The following is a 20704-nucleotide window of genomic DNA, read 5'->3' as shown; positions in this document are numbered from 1 at the left end:
TCGGCAGGTAAGCAAAAATACACCGCAATAAAATAAGGATTAACTATGAAGGCAAGTCATTGGCTGGCGGCAATTATGTGTACAGCCGCAGCTACAACAGGTGCTAATGCAGATGAAGCACTGCATATTAAAGCTGCACCCACGATTGATGGGGTAGCGAACGAGGCACTTTGGGAAGGGAATGATTGGTATCCTATGAATGAAGTGATCATTGGTGATACACCCGATGCCAGTGATTTTACAGGCAAGTATAAGCTTCGCTGGAACGAAGGTGCCTTGTACTTATTGGCCGAAATTCGAGACGATCATTTATCTGACACTTACGCTTCGCCATTAGAGCGCTATTGGGATGATGACTGTTTAGAGATTTTCATTGATGCTGATGGCTCCGGTGGCGATCACTTTAACAACTACAACGCCTTTGCATACCATTTAGCGTTAGACAACCAAGTGGCGGATATCGGCCCTAGCATGGCAGCGGAAAATAAGGGTGAAGCTGTGCCTCAGCTTTATAACGACCATGTTGATAGTGCGTGGCAGCGCCAGTCAGACGCCCCGTTTGTGGTGCACTGGGAAACCGCAATAAAAGTGTATGCTGATGATTATGTTCATGGTGAATCCAACACGCCTGTAACGCTTAAAAAGGGCATGAAGCTAGGTTTTATGCTGGCTTATTGTGATGCCGACGGAGGCGATAGAGAGCATTTTATGGGGTCGCACCCGATAACCCCAATTGACGGGGATAAAAACCAAGGATACAAAGATGCATCTGTATTTGATGTGCTTGAGCTAAAGTAAACACGGGTTGATACAAACAAAAACGCCGCCTAAGTGTTAGCTTGGGCGGCATTTAAAAGTGCTTTTACTCAGCGTTTTTCTCACAAAAAATGAAATAAGGGGCTAAATAAGAAATCTGTAAGCGCCTAGTCGGCACTAGACTCACGAGCAATGGCACGGTAGCCAATGTCGGTACGAAAATACGCGTCTTTGAACTGAATTGTATTTACCAATTCATACGCTTTCTGTTGAGCTTCAGTTACGTTATTGCCCATGGCAGTGGCGCACAGAACACGGCCACCGTTAGTCACCACTTTGCCGTCTTCTAGTGACGTACCAGCATGAAAAACTTTGCCGTCTAATTCGGCGGCGCTTTCAAAGCCGGTAATTTCATCACCCTTGTCGTAGCTACCAGGGTAACCACCTGCTGCTAGAACAACACCAATGGCGGCACGTGTATCAAACTCAATAGTTTGGCTATCAAGCTCGCCTTTACAGGCCGCTTGGCACAAAGCGACGATGTCTGATTGTAAACGCAGCATAATAGGCTGGGTTTCTGGGTCGCCAAAGCGGCAGTTATATTCAATCACTTTGGGCGTTCCATCAGCCATGATCATAAGCCCCGCGTACAAGAAACCCATGTAAGGGTTACCTTCTGACGCCATGCCTTCAACCGTTGGCATAATCACTTCTTTCATCACGCGGTCGTGAATTTCTTGTGTTACTACTGGGGCAGGAGAGTATGCACCCATGCCGCCTGTATTAGGACCTTTGTCGCCATTAGCTGCGCGTTTATGGTCTTGACTGGTGGCAAAAGGAAGTACGCTTTTTCCGTCTACCATAACGATAAACGAGGCTTCTTCACCATCTAGGAATTCTTCTACTACTACACGGCTGCCGGCTTCACCAAAAGCATTACCTGCTAGCATGTCGCGAATAGCGTCTTCTGCTTCTTGTAGCGTCATGGCTACAATCACGCCTTTACCTGCTGCTAAGCCGTCTGCCTTAATCACAATAGGCGCGCCTTTTTCACGCACATAGGCGATGGCAGGGTCAATCTCAGTAAAGTTCTGATATTCAGCGGTAGGAATATTATGGCGAGCAAGAAAATCTTTAGTAAAGGCTTTAGACCCTTCAAGCTGCGCTGCAGCTTGAGTAGGGCCAAAGATCATTAAGCCTTCGTTAGTAAACGCATCTACCACACCTGCAACCAACGGCGCTTCTGGGCCAACAATGGTTAATTCAACATCGTTACCTTTAGCAAAAGACAGTAAACCAAGAATATCGTTTACATCAATTGCTACGTTTTCTAGTTTAGGCTCTATTGCCGTTCCTGCATTACCAGGGGCAACAAACACAGTTGAAACATCAGAAGATTGCGCCGCTTTATAAGCTAGCGCATGCTCGCGGCCACCGCCGCCAATTACAAGTACGTTCATTAACTATTCCGTTTTAAGGTTTTGTTTTTACAAACTGGGCTTTTTAAACTTAAGCGTCATACGATTACTCTCGCCAATGGCAAGGTACTTCTCGCGATCTTGATCTTTTAATCTTAGGCTAGGAGGAAGCGTCCATACACCGCGCGGATGGTCGGCAGTATCTTTAGCGTTCGCATTAATATCGCTTGCTTCTTCAAGCTCAAAGCCTGCTTTTTCAGCGGCAGCAACAACGAAAGAACGCTTCATGTAGCCACTTTTTTCCATTGCTGAATCGTCAGCAGATTCTGGCAGTTCATGTTCAACCACACCTAGCACACCACCAGGCTTAAGCGCCTTAAAGAAAGCACCAAATGCATTGTCGATACCTTCGTTTCCTTGACTCATGTACCAGTTATGAATATTACGGAAGGTAAGTACCACATCGGCGCTGCCAGCTTCTGCAATATCAAGCGCTTTGGTTGGGTGGAAAGCGGTAACTTTCACGCCTTGGTATGGGGCGCTGTCTTTTACTTTTTGATTGAATTTTTCTAGCGACTTACGGTAATAATCGTTAGTTGATTCGTCAACGAAGAAGTGAGCAGCAATGTACTGACCTTCTTTTTGAACCAAAGGCGCAATAATGTCGGCATACCAGCCGCCACCTGGTGAAATTTCAACTACTGTCATATCTGGCTTAACGCCAAAGAATCGTAATGTTTGCTGAGGATTACGGAATTCATCACGTACTTTGGCTTGTGCTGAGCGGTGTTCGCTCATGGCTGCATCTGATATAGCATCGGCGCTAGCATAGGTTGCTGACATGCCAAGGGTGGCTGCGAGTACTAAATTGGCTAACTTCTTCATTGTTATTTCCTTATTATCATCGAGGGTAACGGCGATTACGTTAACTGCTAATACTGATAAACACCAGTTTCAGATTAAGCTTAACAACAAACTATGACACCTACCCGACACCCAACATGCTAAATCTGTACTCTGCCGTTTTGCTTTTTATTGCTCAGAGTTAAGAGCTCTAAGCTAAGAGCGAGAGCAGAAGGCATTCAAAACACGCGGTAAACCCATCCATGGACGCTCTGCCACAGCATCCATGCTGTGGAAGGTTTCGAATGCCTTCTGCTCTCACTCCTATCAACCGGCGTCATGCTTTTTAAATTCGAGATCAAAATTATTTGCAAGCGCAGTACACCACGACTTTGGCACTTTGTTACAGCATTCATGCTGTGGAGGGTTTCGAATGCCTTCTATAGTATGAGTTTTTAGCGTTTACCGCACTTTTATTCAACTGCAACTGTAGAGCCTAGCTATTAAAAGAGGGGGAAGTGAATGCCAGTACTAAACCCTCGATGGCATGGATACCACAGCGGAGGCCTTCACCTATCTCTAACCAGCTATCTGTTTCCAAAGCACAGCACGCAATAAGCTAGCAAGGTGTAGTAGTGAGTACGAGGGTGGAGCCCTCCACGGCAAGGATGCCGTGGCGGAGCCCCCATGGACGGGTTTACGGCGTGCTCCAAACTCGTACTCGCTTACTGCATCATTTAGCTTCTTACGCAGCTAATACATCATATTTTCTTAATGGCGGAAGTGGCGCATTCCGGTGAACACCATGGCGATACCGTGTTCATCGGCTGCATCAATCACTTCTTGGTCGCGCATTGAGCCACCAGGCTGAATGACTGCTTTAATACCAGCTTCTGCGGCAGCATCAATGCCATCGCGGAATGGGAAGAAAGCGTCGGATGCCATTACAGAGCCTGCTACTTCTAGGTTTTCATCAGCGGCTTTAATACCTGCAATTTTTGCAGAATATACGCGGCTCATTTGACCTGCGCCCACACCCACTGTCATACCGTCTTTACAGTAAACAATGGCGTTTGATTTCACGTATTTCGCGACTTTCCAGCAGAACATCAAATCGCGAAGTTCGTCATCTGAAGGCTTAAGTTTGGTGACTACCTGAAGGTCTTCCATTTCAACCATGCCAAAGTCGCGCTCTTGCACTAGCAGCCCGCCGTTAACACGTTTGAAGTCGTAACCGTCTGTTAGTTGACCAGCCCAATCACCACACGCTAATAAGCGTACGTTTTTCTTTGTGCTGACAATGTCTTTTGCTTCGTCGCTAACGGTAGGTGCAATAATCACTTCTACAAACTGACGATCCACAATCGCTTGTGCCGTTTTCGCATCTAACTCGCGGTTAAACGCAATAATGCCGCCAAACGCAGAGGTTGGGTCGGTTTTAAACGCGCGGTCGTAGGCAGACAAAATGTCTTCGCCAATAGCGACACCACAGGGGTTAGCGTGCTTAACAATAACGCAAGCTGGCTCTTCAAATTCTTTAACACATTCTAGGGCAGAGTCGGTGTCGGCAATGTTATTGAACGACAATTCTTTACCTTGAAGCTGAGTAGCAGTAGACACTGATGCTTCTTGAATGTTGTTTTCAACGTAGAAAGCGGCACTTTGGTGGCTGTTTTCACCGTAACGTAAATCTTGTTTTTTGCTAACTTGAACGTTGAACGTGCGCGGGAATTCGCTGTGCTCATGGCCACAGTCATCTTCGCAATCAGCAGTATCGATACGCGCGCCAAAGTAGTTAGCAATCATGCCGTCGTATTCAGCAGTATGCTCAAACGCTTTAATGGCTAGGTCGAAACGGGTTTTGTAAGTCAATGAACCTTCGTTTGCTTCCATTTCAGCAAGAACGCGGCCGTAGTCGGCAGCTTTAACAACAATGGTTACATCTTTATGGTTTTTAGCCGCAGCGCGAACCATGGTAGGGCCGCCAATATCGATATTTTCAATAGCGTCTTCTAACGTGCAATCGTCGTTAGCCACTGTTGCAGCAAATGGGTAAAGGTTCACTACCACCAAATCGATTGGAGCAATGTTGTTTTCGTCCATTACCGCTTCATCAATACCACGACGAGCCAAAATGCCGCCATGAATTTTAGGGTGAAGGGTTTTAACGCGGCCAGCCATAATTTCTGGGTGGCCTGTGTGATCAGACACCTCTGTTACTGGTAAGCCAGCTTCAGCGATGAGTTTAGCAGTACCGCCCGTCGACAGAAGTTCTACCCCAGCGTTATGCAGCGCGGTGGCGAAATCGAGGATACCGGTTTTATCAGAGACACTTAATAGAGCACGTTTAATGGGTTTTGGTGTTTGCATAAAATATAAGCTTCAAAGTTAAGAGTGGTGAAACAAAAAGAGCACCTGTAGGTGCTCTTCGGTGGGCTAGGCCCGGTGATTTTAGTTCATGCCGTACTGCTTCAGCTTTTTGCGAAGCGTGCCACGGTTGATTCCCATCATAATGGCAGCGCGGGTTTGGTTGCCGCGGGTGTAAGTCATAACTTCTTCCAGCAGCGGGGCCTCAACTTCGGCCAGTACCATTTCGTATAAATTATCGATGTTGGCGTTGTCCAGTTGCTTCAAGTATTTATTAACCGCTTGCTTTACTGAGTCACGAAGTGGCTTTTGTGCTTGCGTCTGAGAAGGCGTAGTTACTGTAGTAGTAAAAGGTGAAGTCACGTTTTGATCGAACATAATACTGTCTTGCTCTTAAGTTAGTCATTACTATGCTGCAGGAGAAATCTGTCGGGTTTCTCGATTCTGCAGCGCTTCAAAATAAGCGTTTAGTGCTTCAAGTTGCGCTGACGCATCCTCGATAGCGTTGAACGATTTACGAAATTGACGATCCGTATCGTGTTCCGAGAGATACCAGCCCACATGTTTGCGAGCAATTCTTACACCGGCGACTTCACCGTAGAAGCTTTGTACATTAGCGACGTGCTCGTGCAAAATCTCATACTGTTCAGACAATGGTGGTGGCGTTAGGTTCTCGCCAGTTTCTAGGTAATGCAGGATCTCTTTGAAGATCCAAGGATTTCCTTGAGCACCGCGACCTATCATCACACCATCTGCACCGGTACAATTCAGTACCTGTTGTGCTTTTTCAGGAGAGGTAATGTCTCCGTTGGCAATTACGGGTATTGAAATTGCCGCCTTGATACGACGAATAGTGTCGTACTCCGCCTCTCCTTTGTACATACAAGCTCGCGTTCTACCATGAACAGCCAGTGACTGTATGCCGTTTTGCTCAGCAATGCGGGCTATCTCAACCCCATTGCGGTTATCGGTATTCCAGCCGGTACGAATTTTAAGTGTTACAGGAACATCAACAGCGTTAACTACCGCTTTAATGATTGATTCCACCGTACTCGGGTACTGAAGCAACGCGGAACCTGCCAGTTTCTTATTCACCTTTTTGGCTGGACAACCCATGTTGATGTCGATGATTTGCGCACCATTCTCAACATTAAATTGTGCCGCTTGGGCCATAAGCTCTGGATCAGCGCCTGCAATCTGTACAGAACGAATACCTTCTTCGCCCTCATGATTCATTCGTGCTTGTGATTTTGCGGTATTCCATACCTTTGGATTGCTAGAAAGCATTTCCGATACCACAAGCCCCGCACCCATACGTTTACATAGTTGACGAAATGGACGGTCAGTCACGCCAGCCATTGGTGCTAGCATCAAATTGTTGTCTAACGTGTAGGGACCAATTCGCATATTTCGCCATCTAGAACTGCACAGAATTTATACACCCGGCTAAAACGGGGCGCTAAGTGTACGTGTTTTCGCAATACTTGAAAAGGCTAAAAATCACACAAAATTTCACTCTATGGGCTTGACAGTGAAAAAAAACTGTAACATTAGCTATCTATCACTGTTTTGCAGAGTGAATTTTGTGCAATTCTCTTAAAGGCCGCGAATTGAAAGGCATTGAAAGACAAAAAATTTACATTTAAGCGGGCTTTTTGCCAGACACTCGTGCCCATTCTCCATCAATCGCACTCTCGTCAAGAGTGAAATCGCGGGAGTAGGCCGCTTCAATTTTGGTTACTTGTTCAGCAAGAATGCCCGAAAGGACGAGTAACCCCGACGGTTTGCAGTAAGATGAAATAACATCTTGAAGTTCTAGAAGTGGCCCAGACAATATATTCGCCATCACTACATCGGCCTCTAGTGTGGGCTGATCAGCGGGCAAGAATACATCCAGTCTATCTTCAACACCGTTACGGCGTGCATTTTCTTGTGTGGCTTGAAGGGCTTGTGGGTCGATATCAATAGCAACTACCCGTTTAGCACCTAATTTAAGTGCCGCTAGAGCTAAAATGCCTGAACCACAACCAAAATCCACAACCACTTTATCGGCAACGTCTATACCGTCTAACCAACGCAAGCAAAGGGCAGTAGTAGGGTGAGTACCCGTTCCAAAGGCAAGACCCGGGTCTAGCATAACGTTAACAGCATTAGGGTCTGGCACATCACGCCAGCTCGGGCAAATCCATAAACGAGTGCCAAATTGCATGGGGTGGAAGTTATCCATCCACTCACGCTCCCAGTCTTTGTCTTCAAGGGGTTCTAGTTTGTATTTAAAATCTGAACCTAGAATGCGCGCTTTGCCTAATCGTTTGATGATGGCTTTCATGTCATCAGTGGCCTCAAATAGACCGACGACTTGCGTGTCTGGCCACAGCATAATTTCGCCGGGCTTTGGCTCGTACATAGGTGTGTCTTTCGCATCTACGTAGGTTACAGCTTGCGAACCGTTAGCACTAAGCATATCGCCAATCGATTCAGCATATTCTGAGGAGGTATTTATTCGTAACTGTAGCCAGGCCATATTCACACATGTTCAAAGAGTTTGACTGTATTGTACCGCTTGGCTAATTAAAGCGAAATCATAATGCTGGTAGTAACGCTTGAATTAGCCGTTCGTTTTAACGTTTTATTCAATATTTCTACGTGAAAGCGTCTTTTTTCATCAAACTTAAGTATAAATCGCATGTTTGTTAGTTATTGTTTTTAATGGGTTTTTAAAATCATTAAGTCTTTTGGCGAATGGTTATTTATTGGCAAGTGTTTATAGTTAATACGTGTTCCATTACCATTTCGCCTTATGCATTATATTGTTGTACTTTTAATTATTTTGTTCTCTTCACACGCCGCATTTGCAAAGCAAATTGATGTGGTCGTGGGTTGGACAAAACCTCCCTATGTTATCTCAGAACAAGATTCAGGCTTTGAGTTAGAACTAGTGCGGGCAATATTGCTAGAAATGGGGCATGAAATGTCGCCTATTTACGTTCCCTTTGGCCGTACCGCCAGCCTAGTGAAAAAAGGCGGGGTGGATATAGGGCTAACCTTAAACTCTGGCCACGATATTGACCCAGCTATACTGACTGATGCCTACGTGTATTATCAAAATGTTGCGGTAAGCCGTACTGACAGAAACTTGGAAATTAACGAAATAGAAGACTTACTCGGCCATAGCGTGATTGCTTTTCAAACGGCAATATCGGTATTAGGTGAAGAGTTTAAAAATACGTTAGCCCATCAAAAAAACTATATGGAGCTTGCTCAACAAGAAAGGCAGGTTAATTTGCTATTGCTTGGCAGTGTGGATGTTGCGGTGCTTGATAGAAATATTTTTCAATACGCTAAGCATCAGTTGCCTTTCGAAAAGCAACACGACACAAAAATACATGAATTATTTCCTGTTTCCTCCTACAGTGCGGCCATTCCTGACGAGCAATTAAGAAACGAGTTTAATAGCGTATTGGCTCAATTTATAAAAGACGGGCGCTACCAATCTTTACTTGATGAATTTGGTCTATTTAATTTTATTGAAGAACAGCCGGCTAAAAATCTGAATTAAGCTACATTGAATACTTGTTCCTCGCGGTTTTCTACTCAACACCTTCAAGCTCCCCGCCTCATAAATAATCCCATAACCCATAACCCATGCCCATAAATCACAGCCCCAAGGCTCGTATTTCTATCTGTTATGTCTTCATATGTCGCGTTTGACGAATAAAATGAAGGGTTGAACCTAGTTAGCAACGTATTGCGTAGTAATCGTTTCTATGCACTACTAAGATATTCAAAACCAAAATGCAGATATCTTAAGAACCTGGGGATGAACCACATGAGGGTTACGCTTTTTTACGCCGCCGCTATATTACTTTGCACAGCATGTGCACCATCGCAGCCGACCACAAAAGATGTGTCTGTTGATAGTTCAGTTGAAAATTCAGACAAAGGTGCTGTTTCTGCATCTATTGCGTCTTGGTTAGATAAATCTGCGTTAGAGCAGGCACAAGCTATCGCAGAAGGTGAGTTGTCGTCTGAGGCACTAGTGCGGGGCTATCTTGCTCGCATCGAAAAGCTTGATGGTGATGTGAATAGTATTTTGGCACTTAACCCCAATGCTATTGAAGAGGCAAAAGCGGCTGATTTGGCACGTAAAAATAGAATGCGAAAAGGGCCGCTGTTTGGTCTGCCTGTCTTACTGAAAGACAATATTGAAACCAGCGAGCTACCCACTACCGCAGGCGCGATGGCGCTTGTTAATAATGATACAAAGCGAGATGCCCCTATTGTGGCTCGCCTAAAAGCTGCGGGCGCCATTGTGTTAGGCAAAACTAATCTATCTGAATGGGCTAATTTTCGGTCTGAATCTTCTATTAGTGGTTGGAGCGCCGTAGGCGGGCTAACCCGAAACCCGCATATGTTATCTCGTAGTGCGTGCGGGTCTTCTTCTGGCTCTGGTGCTGCTATGGCATTGCGTTTAGCATCTTTAGCGGTGGGCACTGAAACCAACGGTTCTATTATTTGCCCTTCTTCAATGAACGGTATTGTAGGTTTTAAACCCACCGTTGGGCTATTGTCGCGTACGCACATTGTACCCATCTCGTATACCCAAGATACCGCAGGGCCCATGACCGCAAACGTTAACGATGCATGGTTAATGGCTTCAGTGATGGCAGGTGTAGATCCCAAAGACAGCGCAACGAAAGACGCAACCACGCATATGCTTAGTGCGCCGCAGCAAAGTATGTTAGCAACCGATTTGAAAGGCGTGCGCGTTGGCGTTGTGCGATATCGTCAAGGTGATAACCCTCATGTGCTTTCTACTTATGAAAAAGCCTTAAGTAGCTTAACCGCCGCAGGTGCTGAACTGGTGGAAATTAGCGATTTCAAACAACCTGAAAGCTTTTGGGCAGACTCTTATCAAGTGTTACTCAGCGAGTTTCATTACACGTTAAACGAATACCTTGAAAGTAGCCCCGCTGATATTCCCGTTCGCAGCTTGTCGGAGCTTATCACTTACAATCAAGCAATCACTCGAGAGCTCGCGCTATTTAATCAAGATATATTCGAAAAAGCCGTGAACACCGACGATACCAAAAGCCAAAAATACGCCTCAGCCCTAGCGCTAGTGAGGAAAACCGCCAGACAGAATGGTATTGATGCCTTAATGGCAGAGCATAAGGTTGATGTGCTCGTGGCACCTTCAAATAGCCCCGCTTTTCTGATTGATGGCGTGTATGGCGATCACTCCCCAATGGGCTTCATTGGTATTGGGTATTTGGCGGCTATTGCAGGTTATCCGCATCTTACTGTGCCAGCGGGTGAGGTTAAAAATCTTCCGGTGGGGATCAGCTTTATTGGCAAGCAATGGGACGACGAAAAAGTATTACGCATTGGCAGTATATTTCAAGCGAAGCATGGGGCATATATAAAGCCTGGTTTATTACCAAGCCGCTTACATAACCCCGAGTTGTTAGAGGCTGTGAAAGGGTTGTAGTTAGTTTAAATAGCTTAATTTAATGGCAAAAAAAAGCCCCGGTGTCGCTTCACACATGAGCGATACCGGGGCTTTTTCAATAATTCACGTTATTAGCCTGGGCGTTTAACCCACGCACTACACCAACCATTGGCGTTGACCAATTTGTTAGGGAATATGGCACAAGGGCGGTGTTGTTCGCCGTCGGCACCTTGAATGTACATGCAGTTATTACATTTAGCACCGTCCACAGTAGACGCCGCAGTGTAGTTTAATGCTTTTGCGCTTGGATCATCTGCTTGTAATTGTTCTTGCGCATTAGCACGTAACGCAACGCTTCCTAACGTTAGGCCTATCAAAGATGTACCTGACAATTTCAGAAAGTCACGACGGTTTACAGACTTCATAATTCTCTCCAATTGAGATAATAACGATAATGATTCTTTTTTACTCAGCGCCTAAAACGCAAAAACCTGCCGCAAGGCAGGTTTTGAATATTCTAATTATACTATAACCCGTGGCGTTTGGATCTAACACAAAGCAATAAAGATTTGTTGATATAGATTAACTGTTGCCACCTGAACAACGCCTGAACAGCTAACAAAATCAATGTTATATGGCATATACGTACTGTTAATCTATGCGCCAGTTGCTAAACATGAATTATTTTTTAGTTATGCTCGCCTTTGTTAAAGGCTCGTTGGGTTTAGCATAAGCATATTGGGCTATCTTATGCGTACTATGATAAGTGTCTAGCCCCGAAATGCACGAGGTTTGCAATGATTCAATATCAACATAACCATCTTCGGCGATAGCATTTTTTGGATTGGTATTTTCAGAGTCAGCACTCGGGGCATTGCTTCGGTCAGTAATAAAGACCTCTTGAATTTCACCTATAATCATTTCGGTTTGATTACACAGTGTAAAATGCTGTTCTACTTTCAACCCCATTTTTACTGCGCTTTCTTTAACGTAAGGCGCGCTGAATGTGTCACTAAACCAGGGCGTTAGTCCAACCTCTTCAAACTCACTCACACCATTATCGTACCGCGCAGAGGTTTGATGTGCTTTGTCAGTCCAGCTCGTGTGGACATGATTCAACGTGAACATACCTTGCTGCTTAATATTAGACAGAGAATCTCTTTGTACAGTGTGCGGACGCATAATAATGCCCAGCAATGGTGGGTTAGCTCCCACATGGACCACTGAGCTAATAATCGCTAAGTTGTTGACTCGGCCATCGGTAGTACCAAGCAAAGAGGAAGATTTAAAACCTGATAAGCTATTTATAAAGTTGGCGCGATATCGTTGTGGCAGTGCATTGATGTCTTGCAACGAAAAGTGGGTACCGCTATCAGGCATTTTCCTGCTCCGCAATAATATTTAAGTATTCGCCTTGTTGATAGACGCCAAGTTCAATAGGTTGGCAACATACTTGGCAATCAAGTACCTGCACCTGATCAACGTCATTAACCTCGTCAATTTCTACATCATTGGCTGCCATGCAATATGGGCAAGAGAATTCCATCGATCTCGTTAAGCTCATGATTTCCTCGTAGGTGAATTAAGTTGTGATAGTTATTACGAGTAAAGTAGAAAACTGGATTGACTGCCAACTTAAGCATTGTGACTTACCAAGCCACTACGCAAAAGCCCGTGCCCCCACGCATGAAATAAAAAGGGAAAAGGTTGAACAATAGGGCTGTATAAATATACACTAATTAAGTATGCAATAGTTTGGTTTTATAATGCGAAAAGATTTGCCACCACGATATTACTTAGCCCACTTTTTTGAATTCTTAGCGTTCTTTAAAGGGGCGAATGCTGCGTTGTTAAGCGATAATGCGCGTGATTTTATAGAAAGCTTTAACCAGTTAGATGCTGATAAGCAATGCATCATCGTGCGTGCGGCCAATCGCAAGTATGCGGTTATTGATAGGTCGCAATTTAGCTACGTCGAAATAGCCAACCCTCAGTATCAAATTGATGAGTTGATGGATGCTAACTGGTTTGGCGACTTGCAGCATGCTTCATTGCAAGATATTGCAGGGGTTCTCACCAAAGAAGCTATTCTAAAACTGCTAAGTGAATATGGCGCTACCCAAGGTTTGGCTTCATTAACCAAACCTGTACTTGTATCGCGCTTAGAAGCCTGCATCAATCAGCATGGCTGGCCTGAAGGGCTAAATGAGCATACCTACTTAGTGTGTTTGTTTGATGCACCGCTAAAATTTTTATTATTCCTTTATTTTGGCAATACCAAAGGTAGGCTAAATCAATTCTCTATGCGCGACTTAGGCGTCATGCGTACGCGGGGCGATTCGGTGTCAGACATTACCCGTTTTGACAGCAAAGCCGATGCTGAAGCGGCGTGGTTCTTTGCTAATCATTTGGAAAAGCTTCCCTTCCTTTCTAATTCGCAAGCAAGTGCATTAGCCCAAGAAACCTTCCCCAACAGCGATGGCGTATCGGCCATGTTCTATCGCGATCAATTTCTCTATGCGTTAGCGTTGAAGCTATTAGGAGAGTATCGAGAGCAGGCCCTTCTTTTATTGTCTAGCGCCGATAGCGACAAAGCGAAAGAAAAATGGATTAGAGAGAGCTATAAAGATGGCAATGTGGACAGCGTTAAAGAAGCGCTAGAACTTATTATCGACTCACCGCCATCAGATACATTGCTTGCGTTCGCTGAAGATTTTTACGCTAGAAAGTACCATAAAAAGCGCACCAGTGCGGTGACCGATATGCTTAGAAATGCCAGCCGTACTATTGATATTGATGTTAGTCAGAATCAACAGGTAGAGCGCGGCGTTTTAGCTCACTATAAACGCTTGGGAATTGCGGGGTGGCGTACAGAAAACCGATTATGGCGCAGCTTGTTTGGGCTAACCTTTTGGGCACAGTTATATGAAGAAGATACGTTAGTCACTGAGTTTGACAGGCGGCCACTGTCGCTTAAACAAAACAACTTTTATGCGCGTTTTGGTAGCAGTATAGAAGCTTTATTTGAACGGTTAGATGGCAAAGAGAAATTTCGTCATCACGTTCACAAAATGGCGACAGCCCACTATGGCAAAGTGAATAGCTTATTCATGTGGAGCAGCCACTTGCTTGAACCTATCGATGCTCTTATCAAGCACGGCGAGCTTAGCGCCATCGTTAACCTGCTTCGAATGATGAGTGAAGATTTTGCCTCTTTAAGCGACGGCTTCCCTGACATTATGGTGTTTGATGAAAAGCTGCGCTTTGAAGAAGTGAAAGCGCCGGGTGATCAGTTAAGACGCAATCAATTGGTGTCTATTCAGGGGTTGCAACGTGCTGGGTTTGAGGTTGCGGTTACTACAGTAAATTGGCATCGCGATCCTAACCAGCCCTATGTGGTGGTTGATATTGAAACCACAGGCGGCAACAACAGCTACAATCGAATTACTGAAATTGGCATGGTGAAAATTGTTGCGGGCGAAGTGGTAGATACTTATCAAACCTTGATTAACCCGCAGCGAAGAATTCCGGCTACCATCACACGTCTTACCGGTATTTCTGATGATATGGTGGCTGATGCCCCATTATTTGTAGAAGTCGCTGAAAGTATTGCTAGCTTTACCGACGAGGCGGTATTTGTGGCGCACAACGTTAATTTTGATTATGGCTTCATTAAACAGGAATTTGCACGGTTAGAGCTTCCTTTCAAACGGCCTAAGCTGTGTACGGTAAGAGAAATGCGAAAGGTAAACCCAGGGCTACCTTCATATTCATTGGCAAACCTTACGCGGCATTTCGATATTAAAATGGAGCAGCATCACCGCGCGCTTTCTGACGCAAAAGCGGCCGCTGCTTTACTTGATATCATTCTGACGATGTCTGCTGGGAAGATTAAATAAATGTAAGGTTAAGTAAGGCTAAGTAAGGCTAAGGAAGGTGAACATTTTTTCTATATTAGCGTAGAAGTAGTGTTAAATAACAAGAGCCAGCAGCATGCGATATATCGAAGAGCAACATACAGAAGAGCGTGCTCCAAAAGAGCGCCCGTCAAAAGAGCATCCAACAGAGATTTATCCCTTAGAACGTCAGACAAAAGGGCGGCTTACCGAGGTTGAGCAATCTCGCGTTATTGAAATGGCGTGGGAAGATAGAACCCCTTTTGAGGCAATCGAAACCTTATATGGCTTGTCTGAAAAAGAGGTTATCAAACTGATGCGCCAGAATTTAAAGCATAAGACATTTAAAAATTGGCGAGCAAGGGTGTCTGGACGCAAAACCAAACACAAAATTTTACGTCCAGCTGGCGTAGAAAGAGGGTATTGCCCTTCTCAATACAAACCTAAGAGTGCGAATAAGTAACCTACTATTCCGCTGGCTTCAACGGCTTCACGGCTGTGACTGGCAGTAGCAGCATCATGAGTTGCTGACGCCAAGGAACGGGGAACAACGCCGTAGAGCCGTCTTCCGCAGACTTAGCTTCTGAAATTTGCCGTTTATAGGCTTTATAGTAAGGGCAGCTTTCTTTAAGGCTTTCAATACGACTTAACACCGAGTCGATAAAAGTAGCAGGACTACGTTGGGTGTTCTGCTTTAAATCTAATACCAGTTCACGCAGAACATAGGCTTCCCATTCAGCTCGGTATTCTCGTTCTAGCTTGCTAGGGTCGTGGGAAAGCTCTGCCATTTCTTGTTGTAACTTCACTTCGTTTTCGGGCTTGTCGTAAAGCACACGCAAAGCAAGCAATACGTCGATAGACAGGCGTGAAACAGGAAGTTGGGATTTTAGTTCTTCGTAGCGTTTGGGCACCTTGTTAACCTTTTTACCTAAGTGGTAAATATTGAAAAATGAGCGGTAATCGATAGCGCTTACTGTTAGTAAACACTACCATACTTCAGTAAGCTGCTACAGTAAATGACCGCGCTAACAAGCGGTTATGCGAATTAAAAAAACGTAATGCGATGTTGCTGAACTTAAGTGTGTGGCACAAACGTATTAAATAGTGCACTGTCAAAGTGCGTACGCGTTCTTGCTGTTTGGCCCATCATTTTGATGGGCCCTTTTTATTGCTCAAATGACACCTTTATGCCCGCAAGTAGCCTACTAACGCTGTCTACCACATCTGCACGAATAAACCACTCTGTGTCATCAATAAGCGTAATGTCACCGCTTATTTCAGCTGAAGCGCCATGCCCCGTTCCTAAAAAATCTTCAGTTAACTCAGCCCTAGGACCAAATCCTTCACTCACATAAGAGTAGTGAGAAAAGTAGGATAAAGGATAGTTACCCATGCTGGTTTTTCCGCTTAAACCAATAACAAACTTTGAACTTGAAGATGACAGCTGTTGCACAGACTCAACGAACAAGGTGTGAGATGGCGTGTATTGCCAGCGATATTCACCTCGAATGAAGTTGCTGTCAGTCATACGCTCTACACTTAGTTCGTAGCTGTGGGTCTGCCCCATTTTTGCTGAGTATTCTAATTCAACATAGTTGAGCTGGTGGAAGCTATCAAACGCACTATTTGCATTGGTATTATCAAGCTCGCCAATAACCAGTTCTATTTCGCTGTCCTTTTGCAGGGCATAAACACTGCGCATGCCTTTGATCCAGCCGTCTTTAGACAGCCCTGACGAAGAAACGCGGCCTTTATAAGTGGGTATTATTCCTGCCTCCATTTTTCCATCGGAAAATTCATAGCGTAAATATAAACGCCTAGCGTAAAGGTAGTCTGACGTGTCGCTGCCAAAGGTATTGTGGCTTGACGCAAAAGACTGCCCAGTGACTACAAAGCTGTTTAACGACCACGCATCGTCGGAGGAGAGGGAAAGAGAAGGGTAATAACGCATTCTATACTGGCTTCTATGATCTCGGTCTGAGCGCTCGTCAAAACGAACTTGCATATCAAGCTTTTGTGAAAAGCTTAAGCGTTCCCCAAAGGCATTGGTGGATATGGAAAATAAGAGAACAACAAGTACCGCCGCGTTATCAACCCATTTCATTTCAGTAGCGTCCAATTCATCTATATGTAAATTAATCCTAAGCAGCTTATACGAAATAAAGGGGAACTAGGGTAACTATTTGTGATGAAAAAACTGAAAAAAAAGCCGGCGAAAGGCGCCGGCTAAAGACTGGAGGTGGACTCCAATGAGGGTAAACACATAAAACACAACTAAAGTTTCAATAGCAGGGAGGGCTAGGAAACTGAGTTCAGTATATGCCCGCACTCCTCATTTGAAAAACCTTAAAACTTGATTGTTCTAATCGTAAAAACAGAATGAACTATGTGAAATTTGATAGCTTAAGCGAAGGCAGTAAACCGCACGGCAAAACTGTACAGCTACTAGCGAATACTTTAAGTAGCTTGGGAATATATTGTAGAAAAAGTGAGGAGCAGAAGTGAATGGGGGGAGATAAAATCAGTGCTATGCAAAGCACGGCACTGATTTTTGATGCTGTTAGGCTATGCCTAGTTTCTTTTCAAGGTAGTGAATATTTGTTCCACCAGCAAAGAAGTTTTCGTCAGCCATAATCGAGCGTTGTAAAGGAATGTTGGTTTTTATCCCTTCAATGACTAGCTCATCTAATGCGTGACGCATTCTGGCAATCGCTTCGTCGCGACTTTCACCAAAGGTAATCAACTTACCAATCATGGAGTCGTAGAAAGGCGGCACCGTGTAGCCAGCATAAATATGAGATTCCCAACGAATACCTAAACCGCCTGGCGAGTGGAAAATATCAATAGTGCCTGGGCTTGGGATAAAGGTTTTAGGATCTTCAGCATTAATTCGACATTCAATAGCGTGGCCACGAATTTGAATTTGCGATTGGTCGATAGACAGAGGTTGACCAGCTGCAATACGCAGTTGTTCTTTAATTAAGTCAACGCCGGTAATCATTTCTGATACTGGGTGCTCAACCTGAATACGGGTGTTCATTTCAATGAAATAGAACTCGCCGTTTTCATACAAGAATTCAAACGTACCTGCACCGCGATAACCAATTTCTACACAAGCACGACGACAACGATCGCCAATCTTATTACGCATTTGCTCAGAAATACCAGGTGCTGGTGCTTCTTCTACCACTTTTTGGTGGCGACGCTGCATAGAACAGTCACGTTCACCTAAGTGAATCGCATTGCCTTGGCCATCGGCTAAAATCTGAATTTCCACATGACGTGGATTTTCTAAGAATTTTTCCATGTACACGGTAGCGTTACCAAATGCCGCGCCCGCTTCAGCTTGCGTGGTTTCAATGGCACTAATAAGTTCCGCTTCACTGCGAACCACACGCATACCACGACCACCGCCGCCGCCAGCTGCTTTAACAATAATTGGGTAACCGATGCGTTTAGCAATCGTTTTATTTTTATCATTATCGCCAGTAAGCGGGCCGTCTGAGCCAGGTACACAGGGTACGCCAGCTTTCTTCATGGCACTAATTGCCGACACTTTATCACCCATTAGGTTGATGGTGTCTGCTGTTGGACCAATGAAGATAAAGCCACTTTTTTCAACTGCCTCAGCAAAGTCGGCGTTTTCTGCTAAAAAGCCGTACCCTGGGTGAATAGCAATAGAATTTGTGACTTCAGCTGCCGCAATAATGCGAGGGATATTCAAATAGCTTTCGGTTGCTGAGGCTTTACCGATACAAATCGACTCGTCTGCCAGCAACACGTGCTTTAAGTTTTTGTCTGCCGTGGAGTGTACCGCAACGGTTTTGATGCCAAGCTCTTTACAGGCACGCAAAATACGAAGGGCAATTTCACCACGGTTTGCAATGAGTACTTTATCTAGCATAGTACGAAGCCTGCTTATTCAATGATGAACATGGGTTGATCAAACTCTACTGGGTCTTGGTTATCTACCAGTATTGCTTTAACCACACCAGATTTGTCTGATTCAATTTGGTTCATCATCTTCATTGCTTCAATAATACAAAGCGTGTCGCCAGCATTAACTGTTTGACCCACTTCAGCAAACGGTTTTGCTGTAGGTGAAGATGCGCGATAGAAAGTTCCTACCATTGGCGACTTAACCACATGGCCTTCTGGCGCTGCAGGTGCTGCTTGAGCAGGTTCAGCCGCCGCAACAGGTGCTGGAGCAGGAGCTGGCGCCGCATGAGCTGGTGCAGCAAAGCTATAGTTCATTGGCGCTTGAACGCCAGTTGGGCCGCGATGAATTCGAACAGACTCTTCGCCTTCAGTGATCTCAAGTTCGGCGATGCCAGACTCTTCCACTAATTCGATGAGTTTTTTGATTTTTCTAATATCCATGTTCAGTCTCTACGTTAATTTTTTGATTGCGGTAAATTGATGGCGGCGGTCAGGGCTAGTGAATAGCCAATGGCACCAAGGCCAACAATGACGCCTGCCGCAACATCTGAGAAATATGAGTGATGTCGAAATGATTCACGGGCATGAACATTCGACAGGTGTACTTCAATAAACGGGATATTGACACTTAACAACGCGTCGCGAAGCGCAACGCTGGTATGAGTGAAAGCAGCGGGGTTAATAATAATTGCGTCGATATTACCCATAGACTGATGAATACGGTCGATAAGCGCATGTTCTGCGTTCGACTGAAAATGGGTAAGGGTGGCATCAGACGATTTTGCCTGCGCGCTCAGATCATCAACGATGTTCTGTAACGTTTGTGTGCCATACTTATCGGGTTCACGTTGTCCTAACATATTTAGGTTAGGGCCGTTCAGTAACAAAATATTCATTAAAGTTGCTGCTATCTTCGGGAAAAAGTCAGTGTATTTGCCATTTCAACAAAATTTTATGACAGTTGCACGAAAAAAAGACAATTAATCCGGTCGTTTATTCATTTAGACGTTGATTATAGAGATAGTGAAAGATTTCGCAGCAAAATACTGGTCTAATCAGGTGTTTTCGACGCAAAGTTCTCTTTCCAATATATGCGTGATCACAGGTGTGAGGCGGTGTATAAGAAAGTGCGTATGTAAATTTTATGTGATGCTAATATGAATAGTGGAGCTCATTCGAGTTCATTTTTTAACGTAAAAGGCACCGACATATACCTTCCTTCGTACTTCGCCTTATACACGGCGAAGTGCAAATGGGGCAGTGATGAAAACCCCGTATTACCAGAATAACCAATGAGCTCTCCAGCTTTCACCTTTTGCTCTCTTGTTACCACCACACCTTTATATTTCAAATGATAATATTCGCCTGTGGTGCCATCGCTGTGCAGTATGGCAACAAAATTTGCGTGCTTAGCAAACCGCTTGGAAGCGCCACCCAATTGACCATCATCTTTTGTATCTATGACTACACCATTACGAGCGGCGAACACGGGAGTGCCAACCGGCGCCGCAAAATCTAATGCATAGCGAGAAGCGCCTGTATGGCTATAGCCCCCACCAAAACCTTGTACTACGGGGTAATTACTAGCTGGGCGCAGCGGCGGCAAATAAATCACTTCATCATTGTGCACAGCATTCAGCACTCCTGAAGTCCAGCTTACTTTCATTGAGTGCCAAAACCGTCGCGGGCTTTTTACTACCCCCATTAAAATAGGGTCATCGTCGTTTAAAAATACGCTGGATGTCGACCCGGGCGTAAGCTCACTGGTTGGTAAAGTAGACGCAAGCCCACTGGCTGATAACGTAAGCACAAGAGGCAGCGGTATCTTTCGCTGGGCATAAACTTCATAGTTGCCATTTGTGGGCGGCGAAATACTAATACAAAATCGATTAGCATCGTAGCAACCAAGCGCCTGGGTTGTCAGGTTTTGCTTCACGGTCTCTTGCGCCAATAGCGTTTTAGATGGCACGCACAAGGTAAGAATGAACAAAAGCGCGAGTGAAAACTGAGGCATTTGGGGCATAGCTCACCCT

At 44.9% G+C, this 20704-nt stretch carries 20 protein-coding genes; 5 read left to right on the top strand and 15 right to left on the bottom strand.

What is annotated here, in order from left to right; all coding sequences use genetic code 11:
* Nucleotides 1–45: 45 nt before the first annotated feature.
* Nucleotides 46–798: a sugar-binding protein gene (locus AVL57_RS19015; protein WP_057795304.1), complete on the top strand. Its 753-nt coding sequence runs from the start codon at nucleotides 46–48 to the stop codon at nucleotides 796–798.
* 125 nt (nucleotides 799–923) lie between these two features.
* On the opposite strand, the gene purD is transcribed toward AVL57_RS19015, so the two are convergent.
* The 6 genes from purD to prmA form a co-directional block, all read right to left on the bottom strand.
* Nucleotides 924–2216, bottom strand: coding sequence for a phosphoribosylamine--glycine ligase (gene purD / locus AVL57_RS19010; protein WP_057795306.1), 1293 nt, complete (start codon nucleotides 2214–2216; stop codon nucleotides 924–926).
* Between the two features lie 27 nt (nucleotides 2217–2243).
* A complete protein-coding gene (locus tag AVL57_RS19005; RefSeq protein WP_057795319.1) occupies nucleotides 2244–3059 on the bottom strand; it encodes a class I SAM-dependent methyltransferase in 816 nt (271 codons plus the stop codon).
* Nucleotides 3060–3788: 729 nt separating this feature from the next.
* Nucleotides 3789–5387, bottom strand: a complete 1599-nt coding sequence (gene purH / locus AVL57_RS19000) for a bifunctional phosphoribosylaminoimidazolecarboxamide formyltransferase/IMP cyclohydrolase (protein ID WP_057795320.1) — start codon at nucleotides 5385–5387, stop codon at nucleotides 3789–3791.
* An 81-nt stretch (nucleotides 5388–5468) separates the two neighbouring features.
* Nucleotides 5469–5762, bottom strand: coding sequence for a DNA-binding transcriptional regulator Fis (gene fis, locus AVL57_RS18995; protein WP_012520109.1), 294 nt, complete (start codon nucleotides 5760–5762; stop codon nucleotides 5469–5471).
* Between the two features lie 30 nt (nucleotides 5763–5792).
* Entirely contained in the window at nucleotides 5793–6791 is a 999-nt protein-coding gene (gene dusB, locus AVL57_RS18990; RefSeq protein ID WP_057795322.1) for a tRNA dihydrouridine synthase DusB, read from the bottom strand.
* Nucleotides 6792–7026: 235 nt separating this feature from the next.
* A complete protein-coding gene (gene prmA / locus AVL57_RS18985) occupies nucleotides 7027–7908 on the bottom strand; it encodes a 50S ribosomal protein L11 methyltransferase (protein WP_057795324.1) in 882 nt (293 codons plus the stop codon).
* 276 nt (nucleotides 7909–8184) lie between these two features.
* Between prmA and AVL57_RS18980 the strand changes: the two genes are divergently transcribed.
* Both AVL57_RS18980 and AVL57_RS18975 read left to right on the top strand, forming a co-directional pair.
* Nucleotides 8185–8943, top strand: coding sequence for a substrate-binding periplasmic protein (locus tag AVL57_RS18980; RefSeq protein ID WP_057795326.1), 759 nt, complete (start codon nucleotides 8185–8187; stop codon nucleotides 8941–8943).
* 270 nt (nucleotides 8944–9213) lie between these two features.
* On the top strand, nucleotides 9214–10875 hold the full coding sequence (locus AVL57_RS18975) for an amidase (RefSeq protein ID WP_057795327.1): 1662 nt from the start codon (nucleotides 9214–9216) through the stop codon (nucleotides 10873–10875).
* Nucleotides 10876–10967: 92 nt separating this feature from the next.
* Here the strand turns inward: AVL57_RS18975 and AVL57_RS18970 are convergent, their stop codons facing one another.
* The 3 genes from AVL57_RS18970 to AVL57_RS18960 form a co-directional block, all read right to left on the bottom strand.
* Nucleotides 10968–11261 carry a high-potential iron-sulfur protein gene (locus tag AVL57_RS18970; protein WP_013786614.1) on the bottom strand — a complete coding sequence of 98 codons (294 nt, stop codon included), beginning with the start codon at nucleotides 11259–11261 and terminating at the stop codon, nucleotides 10968–10970.
* 256 nt (nucleotides 11262–11517) lie between these two features.
* Nucleotides 11518–12216: a flavin reductase family protein gene (locus AVL57_RS18965; RefSeq protein ID WP_057795330.1), complete on the bottom strand. Its 699-nt coding sequence runs from the start codon at nucleotides 12214–12216 to the stop codon at nucleotides 11518–11520.
* On the bottom strand, nucleotides 12209–12400 hold the full coding sequence (locus AVL57_RS18960) for a zinc ribbon domain-containing protein (protein WP_057795332.1): 192 nt from the start codon (nucleotides 12398–12400) through the stop codon (nucleotides 12209–12211). The genes AVL57_RS18965 and AVL57_RS18960 overlap by 8 nt, the downstream gene beginning before the upstream one ends.
* Nucleotides 12401–12602: 202 nt before the next feature.
* On the opposite strand from AVL57_RS18960, the gene AVL57_RS18955 reads away from it, so the two are divergent.
* Both AVL57_RS18955 and AVL57_RS21450 read left to right on the top strand, forming a co-directional pair.
* Nucleotides 12603–14735 (top strand): exonuclease domain-containing protein, encoded by a 2133-nt coding sequence (locus tag AVL57_RS18955; protein ID WP_057795334.1) that lies wholly within the window; start codon nucleotides 12603–12605, stop codon nucleotides 14733–14735.
* 169 nt (nucleotides 14736–14904) lie between these two features.
* Nucleotides 14905–15195: a TIGR03643 family protein gene (locus tag AVL57_RS21450; RefSeq protein ID WP_372619658.1), complete on the top strand. Its 291-nt coding sequence runs from the start codon at nucleotides 14905–14907 to the stop codon at nucleotides 15193–15195.
* Between the two features lie 4 nt (nucleotides 15196–15199).
* Here AVL57_RS21450 and AVL57_RS18945 read toward each other — a convergent pair whose 3' ends face one another.
* From AVL57_RS18945 to AVL57_RS18920, 6 genes are all read right to left on the bottom strand, one after another.
* Nucleotides 15200–15643, bottom strand: coding sequence for a hypothetical protein (locus AVL57_RS18945; RefSeq protein WP_057795336.1), 444 nt, complete (start codon nucleotides 15641–15643; stop codon nucleotides 15200–15202).
* Between the two features lie 254 nt (nucleotides 15644–15897).
* Nucleotides 15898–16836, bottom strand: coding sequence for a hypothetical protein (locus AVL57_RS18940; protein ID WP_057795337.1), 939 nt, complete (start codon nucleotides 16834–16836; stop codon nucleotides 15898–15900).
* A 456-nt stretch (nucleotides 16837–17292) separates the two neighbouring features.
* Nucleotides 17293–18636 carry an acetyl-CoA carboxylase biotin carboxylase subunit gene (gene accC, locus AVL57_RS18935; protein ID WP_057795338.1) on the bottom strand — a complete coding sequence of 448 codons (1344 nt, stop codon included), beginning with the start codon at nucleotides 18634–18636 and terminating at the stop codon, nucleotides 17293–17295.
* A gap of 14 nt (nucleotides 18637–18650) precedes the next feature.
* On the bottom strand, nucleotides 18651–19112 hold the full coding sequence (accB, locus tag AVL57_RS18930) for an acetyl-CoA carboxylase biotin carboxyl carrier protein (protein ID WP_057795340.1): 462 nt from the start codon (nucleotides 19110–19112) through the stop codon (nucleotides 18651–18653).
* Nucleotides 19113–19126: 14 nt separating this feature from the next.
* On the bottom strand, nucleotides 19127–19567 hold the full coding sequence (aroQ, locus tag AVL57_RS18925) for a type II 3-dehydroquinate dehydratase (RefSeq protein ID WP_057795342.1): 441 nt from the start codon (nucleotides 19565–19567) through the stop codon (nucleotides 19127–19129).
* Between the two features lie 275 nt (nucleotides 19568–19842).
* The gene (locus tag AVL57_RS18920; protein WP_082605010.1) at nucleotides 19843–20694 is read right to left on the bottom strand and encodes a M23 family metallopeptidase; all 852 of its coding nucleotides are present in this window, start codon (nucleotides 20692–20694) and stop codon (nucleotides 19843–19845) included.
* Between the last annotated feature and the right edge of the window lie 10 nt (nucleotides 20695–20704).

Source organism: Alteromonas stellipolaris (genome assembly GCF_001562115.1).
Lineage (GTDB): Bacteria > Pseudomonadota > Gammaproteobacteria > Enterobacterales > Alteromonadaceae > Alteromonas > Alteromonas stellipolaris.
Note: the sequence above shows the minus strand (reverse complement) of the source record. Positions and strands in the feature narration are given on the sequence as shown.